This is a genomic window from Micromonospora cynarisoli, from assembly GCF_030518815.1.
In the GTDB taxonomy this organism is placed as follows: Bacteria; Actinomycetota; Actinomycetes; order Mycobacteriales; family Micromonosporaceae; genus Micromonospora; species Micromonospora wenchangensis.
The window spans coordinates 2,384,873-2,411,415 of the sequence record NZ_CP130426.1 but is presented as its reverse complement, the minus strand read 5'-3'; the positions used below and the strand labels follow the sequence as shown (position 1 = coordinate 2,411,415).

Below are 26,543 nucleotides of genomic sequence, written 5' to 3'. Positions count from 1 at the left end.
CGGCCCACGGTCGGGTGGTCCCGGCCCGCCACCGTCCGGTCCGGCGGGCCTTACCGTGTGCCGGTGCCGGTGCCGGTGCCGGTGCCGGTGCCGGTGCTGCGGCTGGGGGCTGGGGGCGGGTCAGCGGGGCCAGCGCAGGGGGCCTGGGTGTGCCGACCAGAGCAGTCGCCGCCAGCGGGGCCGGGCGGCCCGCAGCGCCGTCGCGTAACCCACGGCGACGTCCCGGGCCCGGTCGGCCTGGGCGTCGGTCAGCGTGCCCGGCGCGAAGGCCGCCTGGTTGAGCAGCCCGGCCAGTTCCGCCAGCCCCACCGGGTCCGCGCCGGCGGGGTCCACGACGCCTGCGGTTTCCCCGCCGGAACCCCCGGCGGGGTGGGAACCGCGGGCCCGGCCGGTGTCCTCGGCGAGGGCGCGACGGGCCCGCTCGGCGACCTCGGTGGCGGAGAGGTCCCCGCCCACCGGTCGTCCCGACAGCCGCAGCGCGTCGGTGGTGTGCCGCCACGCGCCGCCCACCCGGGCCCCCGGGTCGCCCCGGCCAAGCCGGGCCCGGGTCTGCGCCCGGCGGCACCCGACCAGCCCGGCGAGGACCAGCCCCACCAGCAGCAACCCGCCGGCACCGAAGCCCACCAGCAGCGGTGCCGGCCCGCCGCGCTCCCCGGCGGTCCGGCCCGGCGCGGCCTCCGCCGGTGGGGTGGCCGGCGGGGTCCCCGTCGGCTCGGGTACCTCCGACGGCGGCGGGCTCGGCGGGGCCGGCCGGAAGTCGTCCTCCACCGGCCGGGGCGCGGTGTCCGGGCGGGGCCGGGGGTCGAACGGCACCCACCCCACCCCGGCGAAGAGCACCTCCGGCCAGGCGTACGCGTCGGCGGCCCGTACCGGCCCGTCACCCCGGGCGGTGAACCCGACCACCACCCGGGTCGGCAGGCCGGTCAACCGGCCCAGCACCGCGAAGGCGGCGGCGAACTGTTCCGAGGTGCCCCGCTGGCCGCCGCCACCGCGCGGCCCGAACAGGAAGAACTCCAGATTCGGGTACGCGTGGCCGCTCGGCGCGTCCGCCACCAGCCGGTAGTGCTCGGCGAGGAACTGCTCCACCGCCGCCGCCCGCGCGTACGGGGCGCCGTTCTCCTCGGCCAGGTGGGTGGCGAGCCGGCGCAGCCGTTCCGGCGTCCCGTCGGGTACCCGCAGCACCCGGGCGACCTGTGCCCCGGCCGGTACGTCGGCGGTGGCGAGCAGGTTCACGTCCGGCCGTTCCCGCGCCGAGGTGACCGTGTACGTCAACCCGGGGGTCAGCCCCTCCGGCCGGATCAACGTGCCGCTCTGCGGGTCGTACGCCACCCGGGCCCCGTCGACCGTGCGGGGGGTGGCCACCGCGGGCAGTAGCCGGCCGGTCAACCCGGCCACGGTGATCTCCTGCCGGACGGTGTCCGACGCGACCGGGTCGCCACCGGGCAGGACCCGACCGGCGGTGCGGTAGGTCGCCCCGACCCGCCAGGTCACCCCGTCGTAGTCGCTGAGCACGGCCAGCCGGATCGTGGTCGGCCCGTCGCCAGGCGTCCGGGTCGACACGTCCAGCAGCTTCTGCTGCGGCTCCAACGCCCAGCCGGAGATCCGGATCAGCGGGTTCTCGTCCAGCGACTCCACCCGGGGCGGTGGCACGTAGCGGCGCGGGTCCACCGGCCGGTCGTCGATCCGGCCGGCGAGGGCCGGCCCGAGCAGCGCGGCCGACCCGACCACCACCGCCACCCCGGCGGCGGAGACCACCGTCGCCCGGACCCGCACCGGGCCGCGTACGGCCGGTGGCAGCCCGGCGGCCGGGTCGCCGCCCGCCGGGCGGCCGGCGGCCAGGGCGAGCGCGACCAGCCCGGCGAAGACCACCGACGGCCCGACCGCCGGCTCCGCGTTCGGGCCGACGACGTAGACGGCCCCGGCGTACAACGCGGTGGCCGGGAGGAAACCGAGCAGCACCCGGCCGGCCCGCAGCGCCACCTCGGCACCGGCCAGCCCGGCCAACCAGGCGGCGACCACCGGCACCAGCACCGTGTCCGGGGCCGGTTCGACAGGGATCATCGCGGTGAGCAGTCGGGGCACCGCGTTGGCGGCGGCGTCGGCGGTCACGTCGAGGAATCCGCCAGGCAGGTCGGCGTGTGCGGCGGCGAGCCGCACCGACCAGGCCGTCGCGCCGAGCATGGCGGCCACCGACAGCGGCGCCACCTGCCAGGACGGCAACCGGCGGGCGGCCACGCTGACCAGCACTGCCGCCAGGGCCGCGCCGCACACCAGCCGGGTCAGCAGGTCACCTGCGTACACCCGGTCGAGCGCCACGCCGGCCAGGCCGATGGCGGCGACGAGCGTCACCGGCACCACGGCCGCCCGCAGCAGCCGGGCGACGAACCGGCCCGGCCCACCGCCGGTCGGGCCGCCCTCCCGCGCCCGGTCCGGTCGGGTGGCGTCGGGCCGGTCGGTCACCGTCACCATCGGCCGGTCGCGTCCCACGCGGCGGCGAACGCCGCGCCGTCGACCGCGTCGAGCACCACCGGCCCGGCCGCCGTCGGCGTCGGCCCGGCTGCCCCCAACACCCCCACCAGCACCGACGGGTACGCCCCGCGCAGCGCGCCCACCCGGCCGACGTCGTCGCGGCCACCGGGGCCGGTCAGGAAGACCAGGGTGTCGCCGGGCCGGTCGGCGCGCAGCCGGGTCAGGGTGGCGTCCAGCGCCGCGCCGTCGCGGTCACCGGCCGTCGTCGCGCCGTCGGGCCGCCGACCCGGGGAGTCGACCAGGGTCACCGCGGCCAGCCGGTCCAGCGGCGGGTCGGCCGTCAGGTCGTCGGCCGGGCACACCAGCAGCAGCACCACCGGCAGATCCTGCCGGAATGCGGCCACCACCAGCGACGCCGCCGCCTCGCAGGCCGCCTCGAACGACGCGGCCACCCCGCCGGACCGGCCCGGGTGGGCGGCGGCCCGGTTGTCCATCAGCACCACGATCCGGGGCAGGCTGGTGTCCACGTTCTCCCGCACCATCAGCTCACCCACCCGGGCGCTGGTGCGCCAGTGCACCCGGCGCAGCTCGTCGCCGACCACGTACTCCCGCAGCGAGTCGAAGGTGATCGAGCCGTGCGGCACCCCGTCCACCCGCCCGTCGAGGCTGCGCCCCGCCCCGGCCGGCACCGCCGTCAACGGGTACACCCGGGGATGCACCCGGACCACCGCCGTCGGCCCGTACGCGCGGGTCGCGGCGTACAGGCCCAGCGGGTCGCGGCGGGTCACCCGCAGCGGCCCCACCGGCAGCACCCCGCGTCGACGGGTCGGCACGTCGTACCCGAGGCCGGTGTCCCGGCCGGGACGCAGCCGCAGCACCGGCACCGGCACCGGCCGGCCCGCGCACCGGTCCTCGGCCAGCAGGCCGCCCACCCGCAGCCGCCCGGCGTTGCGGACGGTCAGCGCCATCCGGGCCGGCTCGCCCACCGCCACCCGGTCCGGGTCGGCCGTGCGGGACACCACCAGCCGGGGGGTACGGGCCGCCGCCAGCACCGCCTGCCCGACCGCCACCGCGCCCGCCGCCCCCAGCACGGCCAGCTCCGGGTAGGCGAACCGCAACCCCGCGCCGAGCAACGCGGTCGCGGCGACGAGCAGCCCGGTGCCCCGGGCGGTGAGCCCCACGCCCGGCCCGCTCAGCCGTGCGTCGGGGTCGACTGGCCCGAGGGCAGCGGCACCGGCACCGACGCCACCGCCTGACGCAGCACGTCGGCGGCGGTCACCCCGCGCACCTGCGCGTCGGCGGTGAGCAGCAGCCGGTGGGCGAAGACCGGTTCGACGAGCGCCTTCAGGTCCTCGGGCATGATCCAGCCCCGGCCGTCGATCAACGCGTACGCGCACGCCGCCCGGGTCAAGGCGATCACCCCACGGGGGCTGACCCCCACCCGGACCTGCGGATGCTGCCGGGTGGCCGTGGCCAGCCGGACGGCGTACCCGTAGAGGGGTTCGGCGATGTGCACCCGGCGGGCCATCCGGACCATCTCCCCGACGGTGGCCGTGTCGGTGACCGGTTGCAGCGAGTCGGGGGAGCGGACCGTCGCCCCGCGCAGCACCTCCACCTCGACCGCCTCGTCCGGGTACCCCACCGACAGCTTCACCAGGAACCGGTCCAGCTGCGCCTCGGGCAGCCGGTACGTGCCGTCCATCTCCACCGGGTTCTGGGTGGCGACCACCAGGAACGGCTGCGGCACCGGGTGCCGGACCCCGTCCACCGTGACCGTCCGCTCCTCCATCACCTCCAGCAGCGCCGACTGGGTCTTCGGCGAGGCCCGGTTGATCTCGTCGGCGATGACGATGTTGGCGAACACCGGCCCCGGGTGGAACTCGAACCCCCGGCTGGCCTGGTTGAAGATCGTCACGCCGGAGACGTCGGAGGGGAGCAGGTCCGGGGTGAACTGGATGCGCCGCCACTGGCCCTGCACGGTCGCCGCCACCGCCCGCGCCAGGGTGGTCTTGCCCACCCCCGGCACGTCCTCCAGCAGCACGTGCCCCTGGGCGAACAGGGCGGTCAACGCCAACCGCACCACCTCCGGCTTGCCCAGCACGACCGCGTTGACGTTCTCGGCGAGCCGGGCGGCCAGCGCGGCGAAACCCTGGACCTCCGGCTGGCTCAGCGGTGCGGGGGTGTCGTTCACGACGGCGGGATGCTCCTCGGCTACGGCGGCGCTGGTCAGCAGGTGGGCAGCACGGCGATGTCGTCACCACCGGCCAGGTTGAGCCAGGCCCAGGGGATGTAGTTGCGCCCCTTGTAGTCGACGCGCACCCACCAGGTGGACTGCTTCTGGTCGTTGTAGATCCAGGAGTCGACGTTCTCGCCCTGCCGCCGACAGTACGCCCGCAGCCGGGTGCCCGGCTTCGCCCAACCGACCTGTCTGTCGTTGTCCTGCCGGGGCACCGAGAAGACCTCGTTGCCGTTGCGACCGTCCACATCGGCGTCACAATAGGTGCGCTGGTCGCCGTCCGGCCCGTTGACGCAGGTCGCCACCCCGTACAGCGGGTCGGTGCCCTGCGCCCGGGTGGCGGTGCCCCGACCTGCGGCGTTGGCTGCCGTCACCGTCACCGTGTAGGCGGTGCCCGGGGTCAGGCCGGTCACCCGCAGGCTCGCGCAGCTGCCCGTGGCGCTTTTCCCGCCGGTGGCGGCGGTGCAGGTCGACTCCCCGCCCCCGGCGTCCACGGTGAACGTCACCGTCACCGACGTCGCGTCCGCCGACGAGCCGGTCACCGTCACCCGGGGCGCGGCCACCGTCCGGGCGGTGACGCTCGCCTCCGGCCCCGACCCGGCCTCGTTGACCGCCCGCACCCGCACCAGCACGTTCTGCCCGTCGCCCAGCCCGGTGACGGTCGTGTCGGTGCCGGTCACCTCACTGGTCCGCCCGCCCACGTCCACCTGGTAGCGGGTCACCGGGCGGCCGTTCGCCGCCGCCGCCGACCACTGCACCGCGACCGTGCCCGCCCGGTCGGCCACCGTCGCCGCCCGCAGGCCCGCCGGCTGCCCGGGGGCGGTGAACGGCACCACCGGGTCACTCAGCGGGGAGGCCACCGAGGCGGCACCCCGGTCACTGACCGCGATCACCGTGAACGCGTACTGGGTGCCGTAGGTCAGCTCACCGGCCGGCACCACCAGTTCGGTGCGACGCGACTCGCCGACCGGGGCGTTCGCGCCGGCCGAGGTGGCGGTCACCGCGTACCGGGCGATCCGGTTGCCCTGGCCGTCGGCGGCAGGCCACCGCACCAGCACGGTGCCGTCGGGGCGGGCCTGCGCGCTGACCCCGGCCGGTGGGGCCGGCACCGCCGAGGTCGGGGTCACCGGGTTGCTGCGCCGGGCCGGGCCGTCGCCCCTGCCGTTCACCGCGTACACCGTGAACGTGTACGTCGAACCGTTGGTCAACCCGGTGACCTCCAGCGAACGCTGGTTCGCCCCCACCTCGTGCCGACGCCCGGCACCCTGCACCACGTACCGCAGCACGGCAGAGCCGTTCGCGGCGGCCGGCCGCCAGGCGATCCGGGCCCGCGCGTCCCCGGCGGTGGCGGTGACCTGACCCGGCGCGCCGGGCTTGCCCCCCCGGGGCTTCGGCGGCGGAGGCGGCGGGGGTGGGTCCGGCGGCGGGTCCCCGCCCAGCACGTCGTTGGCGTACTTGTCGACGGTGCGCACCCGGTGCGCGTCGTCGACCACCCGGGCGGTGGCCGAACCCGGGGCGTTGATGAACAGGTGGTTCTCCCGCACCTCCAACTCCAGCGGGCCGGTCGCCCGGCCCGGCCGGATCGTCTCCACCAACCGCCCGGCCCCGTCGAACGCGTAGATCGTGCCGGTGACCCCGTCGGCGCAGTAGAACCGGCCGGCCCAGGCCACGGCCGGCCCGACCCGGTCGCCGCTGCCGGGCACGACGAACCGGGTGACCACCCGGCCGTCACCGACGGCGAGCACCCGCCGCTCCCCGCCGATCGTCACCGGCACCACCGGGCCGCTGGTCCGTGCCGGCACCGCGCCACCCGCGGCGGCCTCCAGCACCGTACGCCGGGTCTGCCCGCCCTGGACGGTCACCAGCGTGCCCGTGGTGCGGTCCAGCACCGCCACCCCGTCGTCCAGGGTGGACAGGGTCAACTCGTGGCTCGGCTCGGCCACCTGATGCGTCTGGACCCGCCGGGGCCCCCGGGTGTCGGCCGCCCCCGACGCCGGCCCGGCGGGCAGCGCGGCGGCGGTCACCGCGGCGACGGTGCCCTCCGACGGCACCGCGATCCACAACCGGCCCCGACCGTCGAACGCGCCGGCGGTGATGCCCGGCGGGAACAGCACCGGGTCACCCACCGGCACCAGCGAACGGGGATCGAGCTGACGCACCGCGCCGCGCACCGCGTCCACCACGAAGGCAGCGTCGTCGTGCAGCACCACGTTGACCCCGAGACCGGGCGTGGTGGGGGTGGTCGCGGTGATCTGGAGGGTGGCCAGGTCCAGTGCGCTCACCTGGCCGGTCTCCAGGTCGCGCAGGATGAGCAGCCGGTCGGTCTGGGTGACCTGCACCGGATGCTGCCGGGCCCCGGGAACCTCCTTGCGGGTGTCCACCCTGGCGGTGATCCCGTTGACCCGGGCCAACTCGCCACGGGTGCTGCTCCACAGCCAACTGCTGGCGTCGAAGCTGGCCAACGCCTCCTCGGCGGCACCCCGACCGAGCAGGGTGAGGCCCAGCGCCGCCACCAGCGCGGTCACCGTGCCGACCGTGACCAGCCCACCCCGCCACCGGGACCGTCGGCGGGACGCGCCGTCCCCGGCGCTCGTGGCATCGTCGATGCTGGCCACAGCGGGTCGCCCTCCGTCCGGTGGCCTCAGGCGGCGTGCCGGGTGCCGAACGCCCTCGCCTGAACCGTGGGACATCATAGGGGTCGATCCGGGACGAGGAAACCCGTACCGTTCCGCTTCGGACACCCAGCGTGCCGGCTCGGTGGGGTGTCCTGCCGTCGCGGCGCAGGCCGGAGCCGCCCGGTCAGCCGCTCGGCGATGGCCGGACCCGGTCGGTGCAGACCTGACCGGAGGTGGCGAACGAGTCCGTCGAGTAGACCGCCAGCACCGTGAAGCAGTAGTCCACGTCGGCGTTCAGACCGTTGACGGTGAAACTCGTCTGTCCCGGGTCGACGGTCGCCATCACCCCGAGCGCCCGCCCCGTCCGTCCACCCGCGACCATGAACGGCACCGAGCCGTCGCTCGGGTCGGACCAGGTGACCGTGATGGTGGCCGCGTCGTCCCGCAACTTCAGGTCGGTCGGGGGCGGGCCGGCCGTCTCCCGGGGCGCGGTGCCGGTCGACCGCTGCGGCCCGTCCGTGTCCTGGCCCAGGGTCAGCGCCCCGACCGTGCCCCCGGCGGTCAACACCAGGACCACCCCCGCCACCACGGCCACCGTCCGGCCCCGGCGGCGCGCCCGCCCGTCGCGCACCGGGTACGACGGCGTCAGCTCCGGATATCCCGTCCCCTCCGGCACCGGCGGTCCGTCCCGGTCGGTGGCACGCTCCCCGGCTGCCCCGGTCGACGGCCCGGTCGGCTCCGCCGCTGCCTGTGGCCCGGGCGCCGGGGTGTGCGGCGTGGGCCCATGGGCGGCGGGTGGCCCGAACCCGTGCGTGCCGTCCGGTGCCGGTGATCCGAAGCCCGGTTCCGCCCCGATCGGTTGCGTCGCTCTGGTCGGCTCTGGTCCCGCTCCCGTGGGGGGTGGTGGTGCCGGCGGAGTGGTCACCGCCGGTTGCTCGTTCCGCAGGTCGAAACCGCTGGTGGCTACGGGTGCAGGTGGGGGGACGGCTGCTTGCACTGCCGGCGGTGCTGCTGGTGGGATCGCCGTAGCCGGTGGCGGTGTGGCTGCCGGCGGGGCGTACGTCGTCGGCGGCGGGATGGCTGACGGCGGGGTCATCGCCGGTGCCGGTGCCGTGTGCGGTGGTGCCGGTGGCGAGGAATGCGCCTGCGACGCCGCGGAGGCCGGCGGGCGACCCGCAGGTGCGGTCAGGCTGGGCGGTGGATCGGATGCGGCCGTGGACGCCGGAGCACTTGTGTCGCCGGATGCTGAGCTGGGAACCGGGCCGGCCGTACCGCCGGGTGCCGCGCCGGCGGTGGAGTCGCCGGAGGTCGCGCTGGGTGATGCGCCGGCCGGGTCGGCGGATGACCCCGTGGGTGCCGGGCCGGTGGGTGCGGTTGTCGCCGGGGCCTGGGCGGGGTCGCGGTGCTGCTCCTCCAGCAGGGGGCCGATCTGCTGGACGCGTACCGTCGGCCGGTCCCAGCCCGGCGCGGGTGGGGTCGCAGCAGGGCCCGCCACGGGAGGGGGCGCCGGAGTCGCCGTCGATGCGGGTGCGGCCGGCGGTGCGGATGCCGGCGCGTCGGCGGGTGCAGTGCCCGGTGCGGCACGGTCGCCGGTCGGGGTTGACGTGGCGGTCGGAGGGTATCCCGGCCCGCCCCGGTGCGCGGCATGTTCGACGGCTGGCGGGCTTGCCTTCTCCCCGGTAGGGCGGGCGTCAGGAACCTGCGCCGATCCGGCCTGCTGCTCCGTGGACACCTGGGCGGGGCCGGTCGGCTGCTGCGGGAGGCCGGCCGGTGGGGCGCTGACCGGCCCGGCGAAGGGGCCGGCCGGGGCGGGCGGGGCGGCGGTGGGGAGGGGGCGCACCGGGTCGGCCCCACCCGGCGGGGGAGGGAGGGCCGTCGGCTGGCCGTGCCGGATGGGTGCGCCGGCCGGTGGCAGCCCCGGCTCGCCGGGGCCGGCGGGCGGCCCAGTAGGGATCGGGACCGGCCGCCCGTGCTGGGCCGCCGGCCCGGACAGCGCCGCAGCCGGCGGCCCGGAGTGCGGTGCGGTCGGGGGGACAGCCGACCGGTCGGGTCCTCCCGGCGGCACGGGTCCTCCCGGCGGGACCGGCGACGGAGGAGAAGGCTGCTGGAGGTGTGGAGGTGCCCAGGGAGACGTGGGCGGTGCGCCACCGGAGACCGGAGCGGGTGGCATGGGATGCCGCTGCGGCGGGGCAGCCGCCGGGACGGCGTCCGGCTCCGGGGGAACGGCGGGTGGCGGTGACGCGGGTGGCCCGGACTGCGGTGCGGCGGAGGGTGGATAGGACCCGGGTGCGGCGGACCGGTGGGTGGGCTGGACGCCGTACATCTGCCGGGGTAGTGGCACCCGGGGCTCGACGTCCGGAGCGGGGCCGGCCGGTGCGGGGCCCGGCCGTGGTGCCGACGGGCGTACCGGCCGGCCCGGAGAGGCCGTGTGGCCGGCGGGGGCCGGTGGGCCGGGTGCGGTGGGGGCGGGAGGCGCGGACACCGGGTGGGGCGACGGCGGTACCGACCCGGGCCGGGGCGTCGGGAGGGGCCGGTAACCCTGGTGGGGGGCCGGCGGAGCGTAGCCGGGAGCGGCCGACGGGGGAGTCGGCGGTGGGGCGGTCACAGGTGCGGCACCGGAGGCCGGGGACGGCGGCTGACCGTCGGGGATGCCGAGGTACTGACGGGCGGCGCGTACGGCGGGATGCTGCTCGCCGAGCGCGACGGGCCCGGCGGTGGCCACGCGGGTGTAGTTGCGGCGGGCCTCGTGCCGGTTGCCCAGTTCCTCGGCGACCCCCGCCAGGTCGAAGGCCAGGGCGAGCATCAGCGGGTCGGCGGGGTTCCACCGCCGCTCGCCGGCCGCGTACGCCTCCTCCAGCACCCGCCGGGCGGCGGCCGGTTCGTCGGCCTCCCGGTGCAGCCTCGCGAGCAGGTGCGCGGTGCCCATGATCTCCGGGTGGTCCTCACCGTACGCGGGACGGGCCGAGGCGATCGTGTCGGTGAGCAGCCGGCGGGCCGCCGACAGGTCACCGGCGGAACGCAGGGCGAGAGCCCGGTGCTGGACTGCGGCGAGGGGTGAGGGTACGGACACGCAAGCAATGCTGCCGTCTGAGCGGGTCCGGACGCTACCCGCCCGATCCAGCCGCGTCCTGACCTGCGGTGATTCAGTTCCCGCCGGTGGGTCGGGCGGCGATGTGCATGATCCATACGGGCCGTGTACAGTAATGCCCCGTGCGGCCCGCCAGGGCGGCTGACCGGGGTGAGAGCCGCCGGAGCCGACACGGTAGGCTGGACGGGCAGGTCCGGGTGGCGGAATGGCAGACGCGCTAGCTTGAGGTGCTAGTGCCCGTATAGGGCGTGGGGGTTCAAGTCCCCCCTCGGACACGTACAGTTACCCAACAGTAATCAGCGTCAGGCGTAGCCTCGACGCTGATTTTGTTTTGGCCGGGGTTGTAGGTGAGGGCGAGTCGTAGCTCCCGGTAGACGGTGCTCTTGTCTTCGCTGTGGGCGTCTCGCAGGGTGTTGCGGATGTCGTCGAAGCTGCCGACGAGGTGTCGGATGTTGTCCTCGGTGAGGCGGTGGGGAGCGGGTGGTTGGGCTGCCGTTGCTGTGTCGCGTTGGGCGAGGGCGGCGGCGCGTTGGGCGTTGACCTCGGCCATCCAAGCGGCGACGGTGGCGGGGTCGCCTCCGGCGTCGGCGATGGCGCGGTACTGGGGGAGTTTGGCGTCGCAGGCGGCAATGGTCTTGTTCGCGGCGGTGATCTCTGGCGCGACGTTGCCGGGTCCGGTGGTGTCGGTGATGATGCCCCGTTTGCGGCCGACGATTCTCTTCCCGGCGTCGGTGCCCTGTGTCGACAGTGGGACGTTGGTGGAGGTTTTCACGCTCTGGCTGTCCATGATGGATGCGGTGGGTGTGGTGGTGCGGCCGTGGTGGTCGCGGACGAGGCCGGTGAGTTGGTGATTGAGTGCGGTGAGGATGCCTTCTTTGTTCCAGGCGGCGAAGTAGCCGTAGACCGTCGGGTGGGGTGGGAAGTCGTGGGGTAGGTAGCGCCAGGCGATGCCGGTGCGGTTGACGTAGAGGATGGCGTTGAAGATCTCGCGGAGGTCGTGGGTGTGGGTGCGGCCGCTGCCAACCGGACTCAACGCATAGATCAGATCAAGCTACTGCGGACTGCCCTCTCACGTTTAGACAGAACGGTCCTCACGTCCGTCCAGTTATGCCCAGCCTCATTTAGTTAGGAGCAGTTAGTCATGCCGACGCACCCCGGTAGCTGGCCCAGGAGCGGGCAGCAACCGCGAGCGGCCCGCGATGTGGTGCCGTCGGGTTTTCCTGCTGGCGTTGCTCCCACAGGTCAGCGAGGGCTGCGGCGAAGGCGTCGATCGCGTCGGGTGCGGCCTGCTTCCACGCTGGGATCTGGTCGGCCCACTCTTCGGAGTCCGCCGGGCTGTGTCCGGCTCGGACGAGTCGGACGATCATCAGGGCGGTGTCGATCCACGCCGCGCCCCGGCACGGCATGGACCAGTCGACGACGTGCACCCGGGTGTCGACCAGGAAGTTGAACGGCGTGACGTCGGTATGCAGGAGGGTTTCCCCGTCGACCAGCTCAGGGGCGATGCGGCCCTCCCAGCGCTTGGTCGCCGCCTGAACTCGGACCGGCGGGCACGGGGTCAGCCCTTGTGTGAGCGCGGTCAGGGTGTCGGCGATGACGGGCAGGTCGGTGGACCCGGGGGTCAGGTCAGCGTGCCGGCCGGGCACGTGATCGAAGCCGAGAGCCAGCCAGTCGCTCTCCTCGATCGTCCATCGCAGCCTGGGTGCGATGTCGGGTAGCCACGGATTGACTCGGGCCTCGGTGCGGTGCATTCGGGCCAAGGGGTTGCTCGTCTGGATGGCCTTGCAGAAGATGCGCCCGCCGTCGGTGTCCAGGGTCGCGGCGAGGCTTGACACGGAACCGGTGGACGCCGACCGGGCTGCCCGGACCGGGCCGGTGTGGGACTCGATGGCAAGCCGAACGGTAGCTGGCAGGTCCTCCCAGTGGTGGTCGGGCATCCCACTCCCTCGCTGACTGCGGCGACCGTAGACGCATGCAGCCTACGGTCGCCGCAGCGGCGGGGTGCGGTTCAGCTCAGCGTGTCGGGCTGTCGTAGCACCCGGCGTGGCACTGCGTGCAGTCTGCCTTGCCGTGCCACAGCGGCCGGTCGATTTCGAAGCCGGCGCTGGCGATGGCGTCGATGGCCCGGGTCAGCGGGACGGCCTCGGTGGTGGGTGCGGTCGGCCACTCGCTGCCGTCCTCCGGCTCGTGGTGGATGAACCGGCCGGCGATCCGGTCGCAGAACTCGGCGTAGTCGCGGGTGTGGAGGATGAAGGTGTGCCAGCCGATGTCGACCAGGTTGGACGGGCCGATCGGCATGGTCGTCACCGCCGCAGCGGCGAGGAACGCCAGAGCCTGGTCGAGGATGCGCGCCGGCATGCCGTCGGGCAGCTCCGGGTGGTCCTTGGCGATGCGGTCGGTGAGCCGCGCGAACAGCTCGGGGGACACCACCGAGGTTCCTCGCCTCAGGGGGGTCGTCGGTTTGAGCGCGGTTGCGGTCATGTCCGCTCCTCTGTTCCGCCTTGGCTCTCTGCCAGGTCTTCACTCAGAGTGGTTGTTAGGAGACCCCTTGTGAATGAGGTGGGTGTTGCGGCAACATCGGCCAGAGTGGATGGAATTTCGCTTCCTGACCCGGCCGATGTGCCGGCCGTGCAAACCGTGTTCGGCCTTGCCTTGCGGCAGCTCCGCACCGAGGCCGGGCTGTCGCTGCGGGCCCTCGGCAAAGCCGCCCACTATGACTTCAGCCGCCTGTCCCGCGCCGAACGCGGCGAACACCTCGTCGACCCTGAGGTGGTCAAGGCCCTTGACGAGGCGCTGCACACCGGCGGGCTGCTGGCCCGGCTCCGCGCCCTGGCCCCGCCTGACCCCGCCCACAGGCAGCGGAATCGGGCAACGCGAGGGGTCGGCATTGCCGCCGGCTCCGGCGATACGGTGAGGCTGGAGCTGCGGACGGCGGACGGGAGGAGCGTGCGGGTGGCCCTGACGCGACGCGAGTTCTCTCACCTGCTGGCCACCGGCGCGCTGCGGGCCGTGCTACCGGCCGGCGTGACCGACCTCAACCAGGCCGACCGGGTGCGACGGATGCTCGACGGCCCACGCCGACCTGACCCGCAGGTTCTCGACTACTTCCGCCGGCTGCTCGCTGAGCACTACACCGCCGACAAGATGCTCGGCCCCCGGCAACTCCTCGGGCCGGTGATGGCGCAACTTGACGTCCTCGACAGCCTGCGCCGGCACATCGCGCCGGGCGCCGACCGGCCGGTGCTGCGGCTGCTGACCCAGTACGCCGAGTTCGCCGGGTGGCTGCACCAGGACGCCGGGGAACTGCCCGCCGCCTGGCACTGGTCCGACCGGGCCTCGCAGTGGGCACAGGCCGCCGGCGATGACGAGATGGTGGCGTACCTGCTCGTGCGAAAGAGCAACATCGCCACCCTTGACAATGACCCAGCAGCCGTCGTCGGCTTAGCCGCCGCCGCCCAGCGCGTACGGGGCGACGTGAGCCCGAAGTTGATCGCGCTGGCCAACCAGCAGGAAGCCCGAGGCTGGGCCCAACTCGGTGACGTCGACCGCTTCCGTAACTGCCTCGACACCGCGGCGGCCCTGCTGCGGGAGCATCCCGACGACGTGCGCCCGACAGCGCCGGTCTACTTGCACGGATACGACCTGGCCACTCTCGAAGAGCAGAGCGCCAGCGCGTACCGCAGCGCGGGCGACCCGACAACAGCGGCGGCGATCCTGGAGCGCAAGATCCAGGAGACGCCGGCTCACCTGGCCCGCGACCTAGCGCATCTGCAGGCGAAACTGGCCAACGTCGTTGTTGCCGGTGCCGATCCTGATCCGGTGCGGGCTGCCGAGTTGGGTCTTGTCTGCGTCGAGGTGTGCCGGCAGTCGGGGTCGGGACGGATCGCCGGAGAGTTGCGGGCGCTGGACAGGGCGTTGGCGCGGCGGTGGCCCGAACTGCCGGCCGCCCGGTCGCTCCGTGAAGCGTTGGCGGCTTGACCCGACGAGCTAGTCCGCAAGACGGACCAGCCGGGGCGGGTCACGGAGACGCGGCCCGCCCCTTCGCGTCGCAGTCGCCGCCCACCGGCGGGTCCGCCAGCACGTCCGGGCAGCGGCGGCACCGCAGCACCAGGTGGCCGCCGCAGCGGCACGGCCACCAGTCTCGGACCGGCCGGGTGGCCGACCCGCCGGCGTAGGCGTGCCCGGTGCGGCGGTGCGTCGGCTCGTCGCCGACCAACTCGCGGACGCGGCGATAGGGGAAGGCAACCGCGTGCGGGTCGGCGCGGGCCAGCACGACCAGGTGTCGTGGCTGGGCCGGGGTGCCGACCGTGCGCTCGACGGCCGTCGTCCCGGCCGGCGAGTTACCGGCGGAGTCCCAGCGGATGATGATGCGCCACTCCACGGTCAGCACCGCACTCGCACGTATGTTCGATTGGTTGCGGTCGTGGTCGAGCTGCTCGACATCGGTGCCGACGAGATCCCCCACGCGCAGCCCGGTGTACAGCAGCGGGGCAACAATCGCCGCGGTACGGGCGGCCTGGGAGCCGGTGTCGGCGTCGTCGGCGGCGAGCAGCGCCTCGGCCTGCGTACGCGACAGGCCGGCGGTGCTCGCCGGGTCGGGTCGGTCTTCGGCTTCTGCTTGGGTAAGGCCACCTTGCTCGACCGCTCACGACTGCTTCGACCAACCGTTCGGCAAGACGAACCGCGCGACTCTGGGCTGGTTTGGCTGCAGGTCAGCTACATCAGCGTAGATGATCCGCCGGCCGGGCGGTGGTGGTCAGGTGGCCGGGGCGAGGGTGAGTAGGCCGCATCCGTACGCCTTGGCGTGCCCGATTCCGCTGGTCATGGCGCGGCGGACGGCGTCGGCGTCGGTGACCTGGAGGATACCGTCGTACGTCACTGTGGTGAGCGTGACCGTTCCCATGCCCCGTTTGAAGGTCTGCGCCTGGCGGCGGTGCAGCCGTAGGTTGGGTAGGCCGTCGTGTTGTGGTGCGATGGCGAAGCCGTGGCGGTCGGCGCGGCTGGTCAGCCATCCGATCTGTTCCTCTTCCCGCAGGTAGCCGAAGCGTTGGGTTTCCTTCGCGTCGGCGGTCTTCCGGCCGCTGTGCGTCGGGTTGGCGGTGAGTCGGAATGCCCATTGCTGGCCGGGGCGGAGGGAGTGGAGCAGTCCGTCGTAGTCGCGGGTCACCCAGGCTTCAGTGGTGGGCCAGCCGGCCTGTTCCACGAGGTGGGTGAGGTCGGGTCGGCCGGGGCTGACGATGTAGAGGTGCACGGTCGTGGGGGCCGGGGTGTCGAGTCGCCAGAGGGTGCGGCTGCCGGCGTGCTCGTGGTCTTCGGGTGCGGCGAAGGCTGCGCGGACGGCGCCGTGCATGGCGTGGGGTGAGGAGAGTAGCTTTCGCGCGCCCCGGCGGGCGACGTTGATTCGGAACCGGGTGAGGTACATGGTCAGCCTCCCAGCAGGCTCATCGGGTCGTGGTCGGTGACGTGGGCCCGTTCCGCGAGGTCGTTGGTGACGTCCACGTGTCGGCGTAGCACCGAGCGCCAGGTGTGTTGCCGGTGGGCGGGGTCGAAGCTGACCGGTTCGTCGGGCACGGTCTCGGTGACCGGTTCGTCTGGCCGCGCATCCCGGATGATCTCCAACCGGATGGTGCTGGCCGCTTTGCGGCGGTACCAGTCCGCTGCGAGCCAGGGCCATGTCGTCAGTGCGCCGTCGAGGGTCAGGTCGTGGACGCCGAGGTTGACTGGGCCGGCGGGTGGGCAGGAGCGACGCCCGAGGTAGAGGGGGAACTGTGGGCGGCTCAGGGCTTCGGCCAGGCCGTGCAGCAGTTCCCGTTCGCCGCTGAGGACGGCGAGGAAGGCGGCGTCGGTCAGGTAGTAGCGATAGGTGAGCGGTGCGCTGGTGCGTCCGTCGAGGGAGTGGGCGGTCTGGAAGTCCCGTAGGAGCTGTCCGGGTTGGTCCAGGCGTACCCCGAACTCCAAGCCGAGTAGTTCGGTGAGCGGCTCAGTGCGGCGGATGCCTCTGGCGGCGGCGAGCAGGCCGATCACGCCACTCTTGGTGGGTGCTATCTCGGTGCCGCGGCGGGTGAAACGACTGGACGAGCCCCACGACTGCAGCGGGCCGGCGAGCCTGAGCACCAGCACGCTCATGCGGGCTGCCCGAGGGCCAGGGCGACGTGTTCCCCCACGCCGTTGACCAGTTCGCCGAGGCTGACCGCCTTGCCGAGGTCGGCCAGTACGGCGGTCTTCTCGCCGACCTGGGTGACCCAGCTGGCGGTCGGTCGCTCGCCGAAGGCGTACTCGACCGCGACGGTGTGCTTCGCCAGGGCAGCGGCGGCCAGTTCCACCCGGCCGGCGGTGTGGGTTTCCCGGATGGGCGTCTCGAACGCGCCGACCAGGTTGATCGGCTGGGAGTCACGTATCCGCACCAGCACCGCGTCGGGCAGGGTGCGGTGGGCGAAGGTGTTCTGCTTGCCGGTGGGCATGCTGCGGACGAAAGCCGTGAGGAACGCCTCGACGGCGGCCCGGGTGGCGTCTCCGTCGCCCAGGGTGCGGTGCAGGGCGTCCACGTCGAGGGTGGCATAGCGGTACAGGGTGGACGAGTTGAACTCGACCGTGCCGATCATGCCTGCGCCGGTCTCGCTGGCGTCGGCCTTGCGGTCGTCGACGGCGGTGAAGTAGTCGAACTCGTTGTCGACGGCGTGCACGCTGATGGCGTGCGCGACCTGGCAGGCGGCGTCGACGTTGATGTCGGCCATGTCGGCGACCATCCGCCCGAACAGGGCGATGTCGATCGAGTGGTCCGCATTGGCCAGCGCCTTGAACCGGCTCTTGTCCAGGGCCTCACCGGCGCGGTGGGCTTCCAGGGTGGCAGCGGCGATGTTGTCCAGTTGCCGGCGGCTGAGGAACAGCAGGTAACCGGATTCGACGTCCTTGACGTCGCCCTTCTTCTTCTCCGCCTTGGCGAGGCCGGACGCGGCGAAGGCGTCGGCTGCCAAGACGGAGGCCGCCTCGTCGGACAGGCTCGGGTCGAGGGCCTTGAGCCGGGCAGCAAGGGATTCGCCCACCCGCTTGGTGCGCTCCCCGAGCTGGGAACGGTCGACCAGGGTGGGGAAGGCCAACCGGACGGCCCGCTTCCATGCCTGGCTGGACACCCGGGCACGGCGGACACCACCATAGATGGCGGTCTTCGGCGAGCCGGTGTCGTCCCGGTTGAGGTTGCTCGGCGGTACGGACTGCAGCACGTAGACGTCGATGATGGTGCGGCTCATGACGCTTTCTCCTCAGGGTCGGGGGTGACACCGTCGGTGTCGGTGGCATCGTTGGGGTTGCTGCGGAAGAACTCCCGGCCCCACACGGCCTGCACCCGGGGCCGACCGCCGGGTTGGCGCAGGGTCTGCAGGTCGTCGGCGAGCAGGCCGTAGTCGAGCGGAATTTGGTGCTCCCGCAGCATCACGATCAGGCTGCGGAGGTGGTAGACGCTTTCGGGGTAGGAGCTGGCGGTGCCCAGTGCGGCGAAGCGACGCCGCACCCCCTCCGGTGACCTGGAGGCGCGGACGAGTGCGGCGAGGGCCTGGCCGAGGCCGTGTCCGGGGCTGTGCATGCGTTCCCGGCGCGACTGTTGGTGCAGCGCGTACAGGGTCACCGCGTCGTGGGCGGCGTACTCGGCGTCGGCCGCCTCGGCATCGTCGGCGGGCCGGTGGCCCAACAGGTGCGGGGGAACCTGAAGATAGCGCTCCAGGGTGTAGTCGAAGCCGGGCACCCGCCCGATGCCGCGGCGGAGTCGGGCCAGCGCGCTCACCGCCTCCGGGTCAGGCGCGTCGCGCAGCAGCCGCGACTGTAGGACGCCCACCGTCCGGGAGACGTGCTTGCCCAGTTCGCCGCAGGAGCGCACCCACGGCTTACGTCTCGGGGTGCCCGCCTGCTCCAGGTCGACCACAGTCATACCGTCTCCTCCTGCCGCTGCTGCGTGCGCTCGGCCGCCATGGGCAGCGCCCTGGCCAGGCCGGTCCGGAACCATGCCTCGGCCTGCGAACTTGAGTAGTGCATCGCCCTGCCGGCGCGGTCGACGCCGGGCCGGCCGACCCAGGCTGCCGGGCCGGCGGCGGCGACCAACTCGCGGCCGAGTCGGTCCACCGCCCGCCACACCTGGCGCTGCCACCAGGCCCGCTCGGCTACGGGATCACTGTCCGGGCCGAGCGTCGCCAGCCAGTCGCGGAAGGCGCGGTCGAGTACGGCATAGGCGCGCTCCGCCGCACGGTCGGCCTCACCACTATCGGTGTCGCGCCCGCCTGCGGCGCGTACCAGATTGGTGGCGAGGCGGCGCAGCACCTGGACTGCGGCTTCGGCTTCGGCGCTGGCGTCGATGACCGTCGCGCGCAGCGCGGAGTGTTCGACCAGCAGCAGCACGTTCATGGTCAGTGCGTCGCTGAACACCTCGTCAATGACCGACTGTTTCGATCCGTAGGCGACGCTGACGGCGCGGGGCCGGACCTGCATGTGGTGACTGATGACGCCGGTGACGGTCAGCCGGGCCAGCCACTGGATGACCATCGGTGACAGCCGCTCCGCTGCGTCGTCGCCGCCGCGCGGTGGCGGGGGCGGCAGCAGGGTCTGGAGTCCTCGCCACAACGCGCGGGTGTGGTCGTGGGGGCGGGGGAGGTAGATCGGGGTTCGTTTCTGTTCGCGTTCGCGTGGGCTGCTGCGTCCCCAGACGCTCATCGGTTCCAGCAGGTGCCGGTCCTGCCATTCGAGGCGGTCACCGTTGGCGATCATGGCACCGGTGATGCCGTCGGCATCGCCGAACAGTCGGATTCGCCGGGACTGCCAGGTGTATAGACTGAGCAGGCCCCAGGGGCCGCGGGTCACCTCAGCTTCCTCGGCGGCCGTCTGCGGGTGGCGTTCCCACACCGGCAGGTCTCGCTGATCGGCCCGCTGCCAGCCGGGGGCGATCGGCACCAGGTTGAGCAGCAGAGTCTCCAGCAGGGTGTCGCCCTCCACGTAGATGCCGCCGAGCCAGCCGAGCAGGCTGGCGCCGATCGGGTAGCCCTTGCCCTTCTTGGCCCGAGGGTCGCCGACCGCTCCGGTCTTGATGCCCGAGGTGTCGTACGCCTGGCAGTGCACCAGCCACCGGGCGGCCTCCGCCGGGGTGATCGACTTCAGGCCGGAGCCCGCCCGAGACGTCAGGAACGGCATGCCGTTGGGGACGTCCGCGATGAGGCGTTCCAGACCGTAGGTGTTGTCCTTCTCCGCCCGCAGCGTGGCGACCTGGTAGAAGGGGTGCTCCCGGTGCAGGAGGTCGAACCGGCCGCGGAAGGCATCGAGGTAGTCGGCGATGTCCGACAGTGGTAGTTGGCGGTCCCGCCAGAGCGACTGCCAAGCGGCCTCGCCGGGCGGGCCGTCGGTGGCCCGGTGCAGGATCGCCAGCACCAGCCGCAGGATCGCGAAGGTCTGCGAGGGCAACTCACAGGCGATCATGCGTACGGCACCGGCCTGCGCGAACAGGTCCGACAGCGACAACTCGCGGCGCTGGCCTGCGACATCCAGCACCGGGATCCACGGCTTGTCCACCAGGGAGAAGCCGGGTGGAGATGGTGAGCTGGTCATCGGCGTCACCTCCTTTGCCTTCGAAGTGAGCTCAGCGGGCTACCTGGAGCCCGTCGGTGGGGGAGTAGTGCAGGTCGAAGCCGGCCACCGTGGCCCGCCCGTCCGTGTCGAGGTCGAGGACGCGTTCTCCGGCGAGCCACTGGTTGCTCTGCCAGGCGGTGACGTCGACGCGTCGCTCAAGGTCGGCGATGACCCCGTCGATCACGTCGGCGTGAGTCATGGCGAGTGGCAGTGGCAGGGTGCAGCGGGCGATCTGCCGGGGCAGTGGCCAGTGGGGGACGCTTCCGGTCGGTATCGGTGTCCCACCGCCGTCGATCCATGGCGGTATGACCAGGCCGGCCGCTGTGCGTACCAGCAGTAGGACCTCGAGTGACTCGCTGTCGCTGTCGCGGACGTGACCCAGTGCCGTGTGGTCGTCGGCCTTGCCGACGCCGCCGGTGAGCCACCCGATGAGCGGCACCCCGTGTTCGGCGACCTCGGCCAGCCGGTAGCCGTCGGCCTGCAACTCCTTCGCGGCGACGTCGTCGCGCTGCTTCGCCTCTGCCTCGACCATCGTGGGCTGCCACGATTGCGGACCGACGGCCACGTCGCCGTAGGCGTCCTGGGTGAGGGTTGGAATGTCCGCCGGGAGGCGTAGTGGCGCGCCGTCGAGGTGCGGCAGGAGGACGGCGGCGCTGCGTAGCAGGGTCGCCGGGTGATAGACGCGGCGTGAGCCGCTGACCGGTTGCGGCGGTTCGCAGGTCCAGTCGGCGCCGGTGATCCAGCAGCGTGGCGTCGTGAGCCTGCCGGGGCGTGGGCGGGGGTGGCGGTGCAGCCGGCCGATGCGCTGCAGCACCAGGTCGACCGGGGCCAGGTCGGTGATGAGCAGGTCGAAGTCGATGTCGAGGGACTGTTCTGCGACCTGGCTGGCCACCACGATGTGCCGGTGGGGGCGGTTGCCTGCGCCTGGCGGTCCGAACGTGTCGCGCAACCAGCTGTCCTTCGCCGCACGGTCGACGGCCATGAACCGGGAGTGCGCCACCGACACCGGGAAGTCCGATCCGAGGGCCGCCCGCAGCGCCGCCGCCGTGTCGTGGACCCGGGCGACCGTGTTCCGGACGACGAGCGCGCAGCCGCCGGTCGTGAGTTGGTCGCGGAGCAGCTCGGCCAAGGTGGGTAGGTCGTCGTCCAGGGGTCTGACCTGCACCTCGGTGCTGCGGCCGGAGTCGGCGCAGCTGATGGCCCTACCGCCCCGTTCGGCTACTGATGCGGTCACCAGCGGGTAGCGCAGGTCGCTGCGTACCGCCGCGTAGTGGTCGACGACCGGCTTACCGCGATCGCGCCAGGAGGGTCGCGGTGGGGGCCCGAGCCTTCCCCGGTCGTAGGCCGCCATCAGGTCGGCGCGCCGCTGTGCCGGCAACGTCGCGGAGAGCGCCACCACCGGCACCCCGTAGGCGGCGAGCCACTCCAACGCGCGGTCGAGGAACCGACTCATGTAGACGTCGTAGGCGTGCGCCTCGTCGATGACCACGACCTTGCCGGCGAGGCCGAGGTGGCGTAGCACCAGGTGTCTGCCGCGCAGCGCTGCGAACAGTAGTTGGTCGATCGTGCCGACGACGAAGCTGGACAGCAGGGTCCGTTTCGGTCCGGCCAGCCAGGCGTGTACGCCGATGTCGGCGCCTCCGGCGTCCTGGGCGATGCCGGTCGGTAGCGTCGTGGTGCGCAGCTGGTCGTACTCGGGGTTGAGGGCTGCCTTGCCGTGGGCGAGCCGTACGTCGCGGTCTCCTCGGCCGACCTGCGCGTCTGGCAGGCGGAGCAGCCAGGACAGCATGCGGCCGAACATGGCGTCGCTGGTGGCCCGGGTGGGTAGTGCCAGGTAGCAGCCAGCGGCTCCGGTGCGGCGGGCCAGGATCTCCACGGCCGCCAGCGCCGCCTCCGTCTTGCCTTCGCCCATCGCTGCTTCGACGATCATCATGCCGGGTGTGGGCATGGTGGTGGCCTGGTCGGCGACTGTCCGCTGCACCGGTCGCGGCACGGCACCGGCGGGTAGTTCGAACCGTGCGCCGAACAGGTCGTCCACGCTGGCGGGTGGTGCGACCGGCAGCCATGGCGTGGGGAGGCCCAGCTTCTCCCAGCCGACGGTCAGCCGGTCGGTCTCGACGTCGTCGAGGGTGTAGGGGAAGAAGTCTTCGTTGCTGGCGATCCAGTCGACGACGATGACGAGGCCGGTGAGTGCGGCCTGCACCGGTTGGGACAGTGGGGCGTCGCTCCAGGCGGTGAGTCGTTCGGTGGCCCCTGCCCGGTCGGTCATCCAGGTCAGCAGTTCCTGTTGCACCTGCCGCCAGGCATGCTCGCCGAGCAAGTGAGAGCGGAAATTCACGTCGCGGAGGTTCTCATCGGTCGGTGGTATCCCGTGGTGTCCACCGACCACGATCGCGTACGGGTGCGGGTCGGTCCAGCCCTGCTCCTGCATCCAGTCGACCAGCACGATGTGCCCGGCGGTGGCGTGCGAGGCGTATCGGCGGTCGGCGCGGATCAGTTCCGGGTCGTAGCGGAGGCCCTGGTGGCGCATCTGCTCGGCCAAGTGGGGGGCCTGGCAGGCGAAGGCGGGTGTGGCCTTGCCGATGTCGTGTACTCCGGCCAGCCACACCGCGAGGGTCCGGGCGTCCGGGTCACCGCCGGGTAGCTCGTCGGCGATGCGTCGGCGTACGGCGGGGCTGAGCCAGTGGTCCCACAGCCTGCCGGCGACGTCGGCGGCGTCGGCCAGGTGTCGCCACAGCGGTAGCCAACCGACGGGGGAGGTGCCCTTGCGGTCGGTCTTGCCCCAGACGGACCGTGCCGCCTCGCCGAGCTGCGGGGCACCGGTGGCGAGCTGCGTGCTCACTGCGCGACCGCCGGCAGCAGCGGGCTGGGCGTTCCGCTGTGCGAAAGGTAGAGCATGTCGCGGGCCCGGGTCAGTGCCACGAACAGTAGGCAGCGTTCACGTTGCAGGTCCTGTTTGTGGGCGTGGGGGTCCTCCGCGGCCGAGGTGATCGCGTGGGGGGCGGGTAGCACCCCGGCGTCGAGGCCGACGATCGCGATGCACTGGAACTCCAGCCCTTTCATCCGGTGCATCGTGGCGACCCGTACGCCATCGATGCCCCGCTTGTCGTCGGCGACGGGGATGTGAGCTTCACTCAGGGTCCTGCTGATGGTCTTGACCAGTTGCCCGGTGCGGGCGGCGACGCCGATCGCGTGGGGCTCGACGTCCTGCTCCAGCCACGTTCCGACCCGTTCGATGAGCGCTTCGAACTCGTTGTCCCGGCTGCCGTGCGGTGACAGAACGGGCGGCTGGCCACGGGTGATGGACCGGTAGCCGCGCAGGCTGTCGCCGCCATCGTCCAGGCCGGTGGCGGCTTCGCCGCTGAGGACCCGGACCGACAGAGCCAGGATCTCGTGGGTGGTGCGGTAGTTGACGGTGAGCCGCCGAGTCCGCCCCCGCACCTCGATGCCGAGTTGGGCGAGTGACACCTGGCTGTCGTAGATGCGCTGGTAGGAGTCGGCGAGCAGGAACATGTCGTTCGGTCCGGGCGTGACGAGAGCCCGGAGCAGCCGCCACTGCGCCGGGTGGAGATCCTGCCCCTCGTCGACGACGACGTGTCGGTATCGCGCGGGGGACTGGCGCGCGATCACGGCCGCGTCGTCGGCGAGCTGGGTGTGCGTCCGTAGGCGGCGCTTCGCCAGGTCACGTTCGGCGGCGACGATCGTCGCCCACACCTGCTCGCGTTGAGCCGCCCGCAGGCCTTCGCCTCGTCCCTTGCGGGGGGCGTCGCGGTACGCCTCCAGCGTGGTCAGCCGCTGGGCCAGGACCACCTGCTCCCATTCCCGCCGGAGGAAGGCGCTGCTGAAGGTCGTGACCCGGCCAGCGCGGTTGACATAAGTCGGCCCGTTCTTCGCCGCCATGTCCCAGAGTTGGTCCAGCACCTCGGCTTCGGCGACCGCCACCTTCCGGCCGCTGCGGGTGACGATCTCGTACGCCAGCTTGTCGACGCTGACCACGTCGATGCGGGCCCGGACCATGGGATCGTCGGTGAGTCGGTAGAGCTGTCTGTCGAGTGCCTCGGCGAGCGCACGGGTGAACGTGGTCAGGAGCACCTTGGACCCGTCCTGCGGTAACCGTTGGGCGAGGAAGACCGCCCGGTGCAGTCCGGTGACGGTCTTGCCGGTGCCGGCGCTGCCGGTGACCAGCGCGGGGCCGTTGTAGGTCTCCCGGTAGGCGACATCGCGTTGCGTGGGGTGCAGGAAGGTGCGCCACACGTCGAAGGGATGGGCGAGGATCGCGGCCAGCTCCACCGGACCGGAGACGAAGGCGATCCGTTCCGGGGTACGGCGGGCCGCCGCCACGAGGTCCTCGGTGTCGACGCCCGACACGATACGGTCGGCCACCTCCGCCCAGACCTCCTCGACGGCCATGCCGCTGGCCAGCCCGTTGAGGACGTCCAGTTGAACCTCGGGCAGGCGTCGACCGAGGCTTTCCAGCTGCCGGTCCGTGCTGATGAGGCGCAGCAGGGGCAGCAGGTCGGCGTCCACGCCGAGGCGGAGGAGGTCGGCGGTGGAGATGCCGTCGAAGAGCCCGTCGGTGGGCGGGCGGGACGGTGTCGTCGAGGCGAACTCTTCGATGCCGGCCTGGTCGCGCATCTCCAGGACGCCGAGGACCTGGTTGACGGTGAACCGCCGGCTCACCGCGAAGGCGATGGCGTCGTCGTGGGGGAGGACGTCGAGGAGCACGTACTTCTGCTCACCGAGCGCGAACACCACGCCCTGGTATGCCTGGTCGATGGGAATGAGGTGAATCTTGGGGTCCCGGGCTCCGGAGAGCTTCTCCAGGTGCAGGCTGGAATGGGTGTGTTCGGCGAACTTCCGGATGGCCGCGTCGACGGCACGTTGCACCCGGCGTTGCAGCCGGGCATAGGCGGGAAGAAACCCCCGATCGACGGCCAACTCGGCCATGCGTCCCTCCGTCGTTCATCGCCTGGGACACGCCAGGGCGCCAGTTCCCGGCGCGATACAGGTAAGGCGGCTGCGGCCGGCCTTGACCCGCGCGAGACGCGGAAGAAGGGTCGTCAGGTGGGCCGCTGACGCCGACGCACAGTGAAGCAGCTTGTGAAGCGTGTTTGCAACGTTTATCTTAGTGTTGTCGGTTCACCGACACTCCCGTGGTCTCGAAGGCGGTCACCATGGCTAAGCTCAGCGCCGTGCTGACGGCGAAACGTCTCAGGAATCGGTATGTGTTGGGCCGCTATCCCCTGCCGGGCAGCGGGATGGGTGAGGTCTGGGTGGCGCGGGACACCCGACTTGAGCGCGACGTCATCGTGAAGTTCGTCCAACCCGCGCAGCTCGACGTGGAGCTGATCCGTCGGTTCCGGCGGGAGGCACTCCTGACCGCCCGACTCGACCACCCCGGCGTGCCCGCCGTCTACGACCTCGACGAGCACGACGGCCGGCCGTACGTCGTCCTGGAGAAGATCGACGGGATCACGCTGTCGACCCTGGTCGACGAGCAGCATCCGGTGCCGATCGGCTGGGTCGCCGCCATCGGTGCACAGATCAGCAGCGTTCTGATCGCCGCCCAGCAGATCGGCCTGGTGCACCGGGACATCAAGCCGAGCAACATCATGCTGGACCCGAGAGGTGCCGTGAAGGTGCTGGACTTCGGCCTGGCCGTCATGCGCGACGACGACCGCTACTCGCGGATCACCGAGACGGGGCAGAGCCTCGGTACCGTCGGCTACATGGCCCCCGAGCAGATCCTCGGCGAGCCCGTCGACCACCGCACCGACCTGTACGGCCTGGGCGGCACCCTGTTCCACCTCCTCACCGCCCAGGTGCCCTTCGACGGCGACACGACCACCACCACGCTGCGACACCAGCTCGACGACCCGCCGCCCCGCGCGGCTGAGCTGCGTCCCGAGATCCCGGCCGTCCTCGGCGACCTCGTCGACTCGCTGCTCGCCCATCGACGTGAGGACCGGCCGGCCGATGCCAGCGAGGTGTACGCCGCGCTGGCGTCGTTGGCCCTGGACCGGCCGGCGCTGCCGGGGGTGGTCACCGACAGCGTCGGTGCCGTACAGGGTTACGCCGCGGTCGTCGGCGGGACACCGCAGCCCGCCCACCGCGCCGTGAGTCCGGTCCCACCATCAGTGCTCGACCCGGAGCAGGTGGCGCGGCAGGCGGAGCAACTGTTCGCCGCCGGCGAGTTCCGGGCTGCGGCACGCCTGTGGCGGAGCCTCGTCGAGCACCATGTGCAACGCCATGGCGACAACCACCCCGCGGTGTTCGGCTTCCGCCTGAACACCGCCCGTGCTCATGACTTACTCGGTGAGCACGGGCGGGCACTACGTCAGCTCAACGACCTACTGCATGACCAGACCCGGTTGGTCGGTGCCGGACACCCGAGCGTGCAGCAGCTACGTCAGGAGATCGAAGCCCTGGAGGAAAAGTCGGCGTCCTCTCCCCGCCCTCGATCCGTACCGAGCGCGGGTCGCTGAACTCCCGGGGCAGCAGTGCCGCCTTCTGCTCCGGGAACCGGCCGCTG

Annotated in this window: 19 protein-coding genes, 1 tRNA gene and 1 pseudogene; 4 read left to right on the top strand and 17 right to left on the bottom strand. The window is 72.7% G+C overall.

All coding sequences use genetic code 11. The features are described from left to right. Positions 1–120: 120 nt before the first annotated feature. From Q2K16_RS09795 to Q2K16_RS33195, 6 genes and pseudogenes are all read right to left on the bottom strand, one after another. Entirely contained in the window at positions 121–2,487 is a 2,367-nt protein-coding gene (locus tag Q2K16_RS09795) for a transglutaminase TgpA family protein (RefSeq protein WP_489671869.1), read from the bottom strand. After that, positions 2,463–3,650: a DUF58 domain-containing protein gene (locus Q2K16_RS09790; RefSeq protein ID WP_302744871.1), complete on the bottom strand. Its 1,188-nt coding sequence runs from the start codon at positions 3,648–3,650 to the stop codon at positions 2,463–2,465. Before Q2K16_RS09790 ends, Q2K16_RS09795 begins: the two co-directional genes overlap by 25 nt. 11 nt (positions 3,651–3,661) lie before the next feature. Continuing rightward, entirely contained in the window at positions 3,662–4,660 is a 999-nt protein-coding gene (locus tag Q2K16_RS09785) for an AAA family ATPase (protein ID WP_302744870.1), read from the bottom strand. 35 nt (positions 4,661–4,695) lie between these two features. Next, a complete protein-coding gene (locus Q2K16_RS09780) occupies positions 4,696–7,320 on the bottom strand; it encodes a fibronectin type III domain-containing protein (RefSeq protein WP_489671868.1) in 2,625 nt (874 codons plus the stop codon). Between the two features lie 184 nt (positions 7,321–7,504). Next, complete coding sequence (locus tag Q2K16_RS09775) at positions 7,505–7,996, bottom strand: fibronectin type III domain-containing protein (RefSeq protein ID WP_302746710.1); 492 nt, start codon at positions 7,994–7,996, stop codon at positions 7,505–7,507. 2,220 nt (positions 7,997–10,216) lie between these two features. Next, positions 10,217–10,390: pseudogene (locus Q2K16_RS33195) on the bottom strand (hypothetical protein); the annotation flags it as partial. Between the two features lie 209 nt (positions 10,391–10,599). Between Q2K16_RS33195 and Q2K16_RS09765 the strand changes: the two are divergent. Then, a tRNA-Leu gene (locus Q2K16_RS09765) sits at positions 10,600–10,683 on the top strand. Here the strand turns inward: Q2K16_RS09765 and Q2K16_RS09760 are convergent. The 3 genes from Q2K16_RS09760 to Q2K16_RS09750 form a co-directional block, all read right to left on the bottom strand. Continuing rightward, entirely contained in the window at positions 10,665–11,453 is a 789-nt protein-coding gene (locus tag Q2K16_RS09760; protein WP_302746418.1) for a transposase, read from the bottom strand. The genes Q2K16_RS09765 and Q2K16_RS09760 overlap by 19 nt on opposite strands. A 94-nt stretch (positions 11,454–11,547) precedes the next feature. Continuing rightward, entirely contained in the window at positions 11,548–12,243 is a 696-nt protein-coding gene (locus Q2K16_RS09755) for a phosphotransferase (RefSeq protein WP_302744869.1), read from the bottom strand. Positions 12,244–12,421: 178 nt separating this feature from the next. After that, the gene (locus Q2K16_RS09750; protein WP_302744867.1) at positions 12,422–12,889 is read right to left on the bottom strand and encodes a glycine-rich domain-containing protein; all 468 of its coding nucleotides are present in this window, start codon (positions 12,887–12,889) and stop codon (positions 12,422–12,424) included. Between the two features lie 156 nt (positions 12,890–13,045). On the opposite strand from Q2K16_RS09750, the gene Q2K16_RS09745 reads away from it, so the two are divergent. Further along, positions 13,046–14,386 (top strand): helix-turn-helix domain-containing protein, encoded by a 1,341-nt coding sequence (locus Q2K16_RS09745; RefSeq protein ID WP_302744866.1) that lies wholly within the window; start codon positions 13,046–13,048, stop codon positions 14,384–14,386. A gap of 40 nt (positions 14,387–14,426) precedes the next feature. Here the strand turns inward: Q2K16_RS09745 and Q2K16_RS09740 are convergent, their stop codons facing one another. Beyond that, positions 14,427–14,789: a hypothetical protein gene (locus Q2K16_RS09740; RefSeq protein WP_302744865.1), complete on the bottom strand. Its 363-nt coding sequence runs from the start codon at positions 14,787–14,789 to the stop codon at positions 14,427–14,429. 42 nt (positions 14,790–14,831) lie between these two features. Between Q2K16_RS09740 and Q2K16_RS09735 the strand changes: the two genes are divergently transcribed. After that, complete coding sequence (locus tag Q2K16_RS09735; protein ID WP_302744864.1) at positions 14,832–15,191, top strand: hypothetical protein; 360 nt, start codon at positions 14,832–14,834, stop codon at positions 15,189–15,191. Here Q2K16_RS09735 and cas6e read toward each other — a convergent pair. From cas6e to Q2K16_RS09700, 7 genes are read right to left on the bottom strand one after another with little or no spacing between them, the layout of a single operon-like run. Further along, positions 15,165–15,830 (bottom strand): type I-E CRISPR-associated protein Cas6/Cse3/CasE, encoded by a 666-nt coding sequence (cas6e, locus tag Q2K16_RS09730; RefSeq protein WP_302744863.1) that lies wholly within the window; start codon positions 15,828–15,830, stop codon positions 15,165–15,167. The genes Q2K16_RS09735 and cas6e overlap by 27 nt on opposite strands. A gap of 2 nt (positions 15,831–15,832) precedes the next feature. Next, positions 15,833–16,534, bottom strand: a complete 702-nt coding sequence (gene cas5e / locus Q2K16_RS09725; RefSeq protein ID WP_302744862.1) for a type I-E CRISPR-associated protein Cas5/CasD — start codon at positions 16,532–16,534, stop codon at positions 15,833–15,835. Next, positions 16,531–17,655: a type I-E CRISPR-associated protein Cas7/Cse4/CasC gene (gene cas7e, locus Q2K16_RS09720; RefSeq protein ID WP_302744861.1), complete on the bottom strand. Its 1,125-nt coding sequence runs from the start codon at positions 17,653–17,655 to the stop codon at positions 16,531–16,533. The genes cas5e and cas7e overlap by 4 nt, the downstream gene beginning before the upstream one ends. After that, positions 17,652–18,329, bottom strand: a complete 678-nt coding sequence (gene casB, locus Q2K16_RS09715) for a type I-E CRISPR-associated protein Cse2/CasB (protein ID WP_302744860.1) — start codon at positions 18,327–18,329, stop codon at positions 17,652–17,654. Before casB ends, cas7e begins: the two co-directional genes overlap by 4 nt. After that, on the bottom strand, positions 18,326–19,990 hold the full coding sequence (gene casA, locus Q2K16_RS09710) for a type I-E CRISPR-associated protein Cse1/CasA (RefSeq protein ID WP_302744858.1): 1,665 nt from the start codon (positions 19,988–19,990) through the stop codon (positions 18,326–18,328). The genes casB and casA overlap by 4 nt, the downstream gene beginning before the upstream one ends. A gap of 31 nt (positions 19,991–20,021) precedes the next feature. After that, positions 20,022–22,853, bottom strand: a complete 2,832-nt coding sequence (cas3, locus tag Q2K16_RS09705; protein WP_302744856.1) for a CRISPR-associated helicase Cas3' — start codon at positions 22,851–22,853, stop codon at positions 20,022–20,024. Next, positions 22,850–24,958: a UvrD-helicase domain-containing protein gene (locus Q2K16_RS09700; protein WP_302744855.1), complete on the bottom strand. Its 2,109-nt coding sequence runs from the start codon at positions 24,956–24,958 to the stop codon at positions 22,850–22,852. Before Q2K16_RS09700 ends, cas3 begins: the two co-directional genes overlap by 4 nt. A gap of 227 nt (positions 24,959–25,185) precedes the next feature. Between Q2K16_RS09700 and Q2K16_RS09695 the strand changes: the two genes are divergently transcribed. Next, positions 25,186–26,496, top strand: coding sequence for a serine/threonine-protein kinase (locus Q2K16_RS09695; RefSeq protein WP_302744854.1), 1,311 nt, complete (start codon positions 25,186–25,188; stop codon positions 26,494–26,496). The last annotated feature ends 47 nt before the right edge of the window (positions 26,497–26,543 follow it).

Bases quoted from the DNA above. Each gene is read 5' to 3' on its own strand.
- Q2K16_RS09750 (WP_302744867.1), bottom strand. From the start codon at position 12,889: ATGACCGCAACCGCGCTCAAACCGACGACCCCCCTGAGGCGAGGAACC.
- cas6e (WP_302744863.1), bottom strand. From the start codon at position 15,830: ATGTACCTCACCCGGTTCCGAATCAACGTCGCCCGCCGGGGCGCGCGA.
- cas5e (WP_302744862.1), bottom strand. From the start codon at position 16,534: ATGAGCGTGCTGGTGCTCAGGCTCGCCGGCCCGCTGCAGTCGTGGGGC.
- cas7e (WP_302744861.1), bottom strand. From the start codon at position 17,655: ATGAGCCGCACCATCATCGACGTCTACGTGCTGCAGTCCGTACCGCCG.
- casB (WP_302744860.1), bottom strand. From the start codon at position 18,329: ATGACTGTGGTCGACCTGGAGCAGGCGGGCACCCCGAGACGTAAGCCG.
- casA (WP_302744858.1), bottom strand. From the start codon at position 19,990: ATGACCAGCTCACCATCTCCACCCGGCTTCTCCCTGGTGGACAAGCCG.
- Q2K16_RS09700 (WP_302744855.1), bottom strand. From the start codon at position 24,958: ATGGCCGAGTTGGCCGTCGATCGGGGGTTTCTTCCCGCCTATGCCCGG.
- Q2K16_RS09695 (WP_302744854.1), top strand. From the start codon at position 25,186: ATGGCTAAGCTCAGCGCCGTGCTGACGGCGAAACGTCTCAGGAATCGG.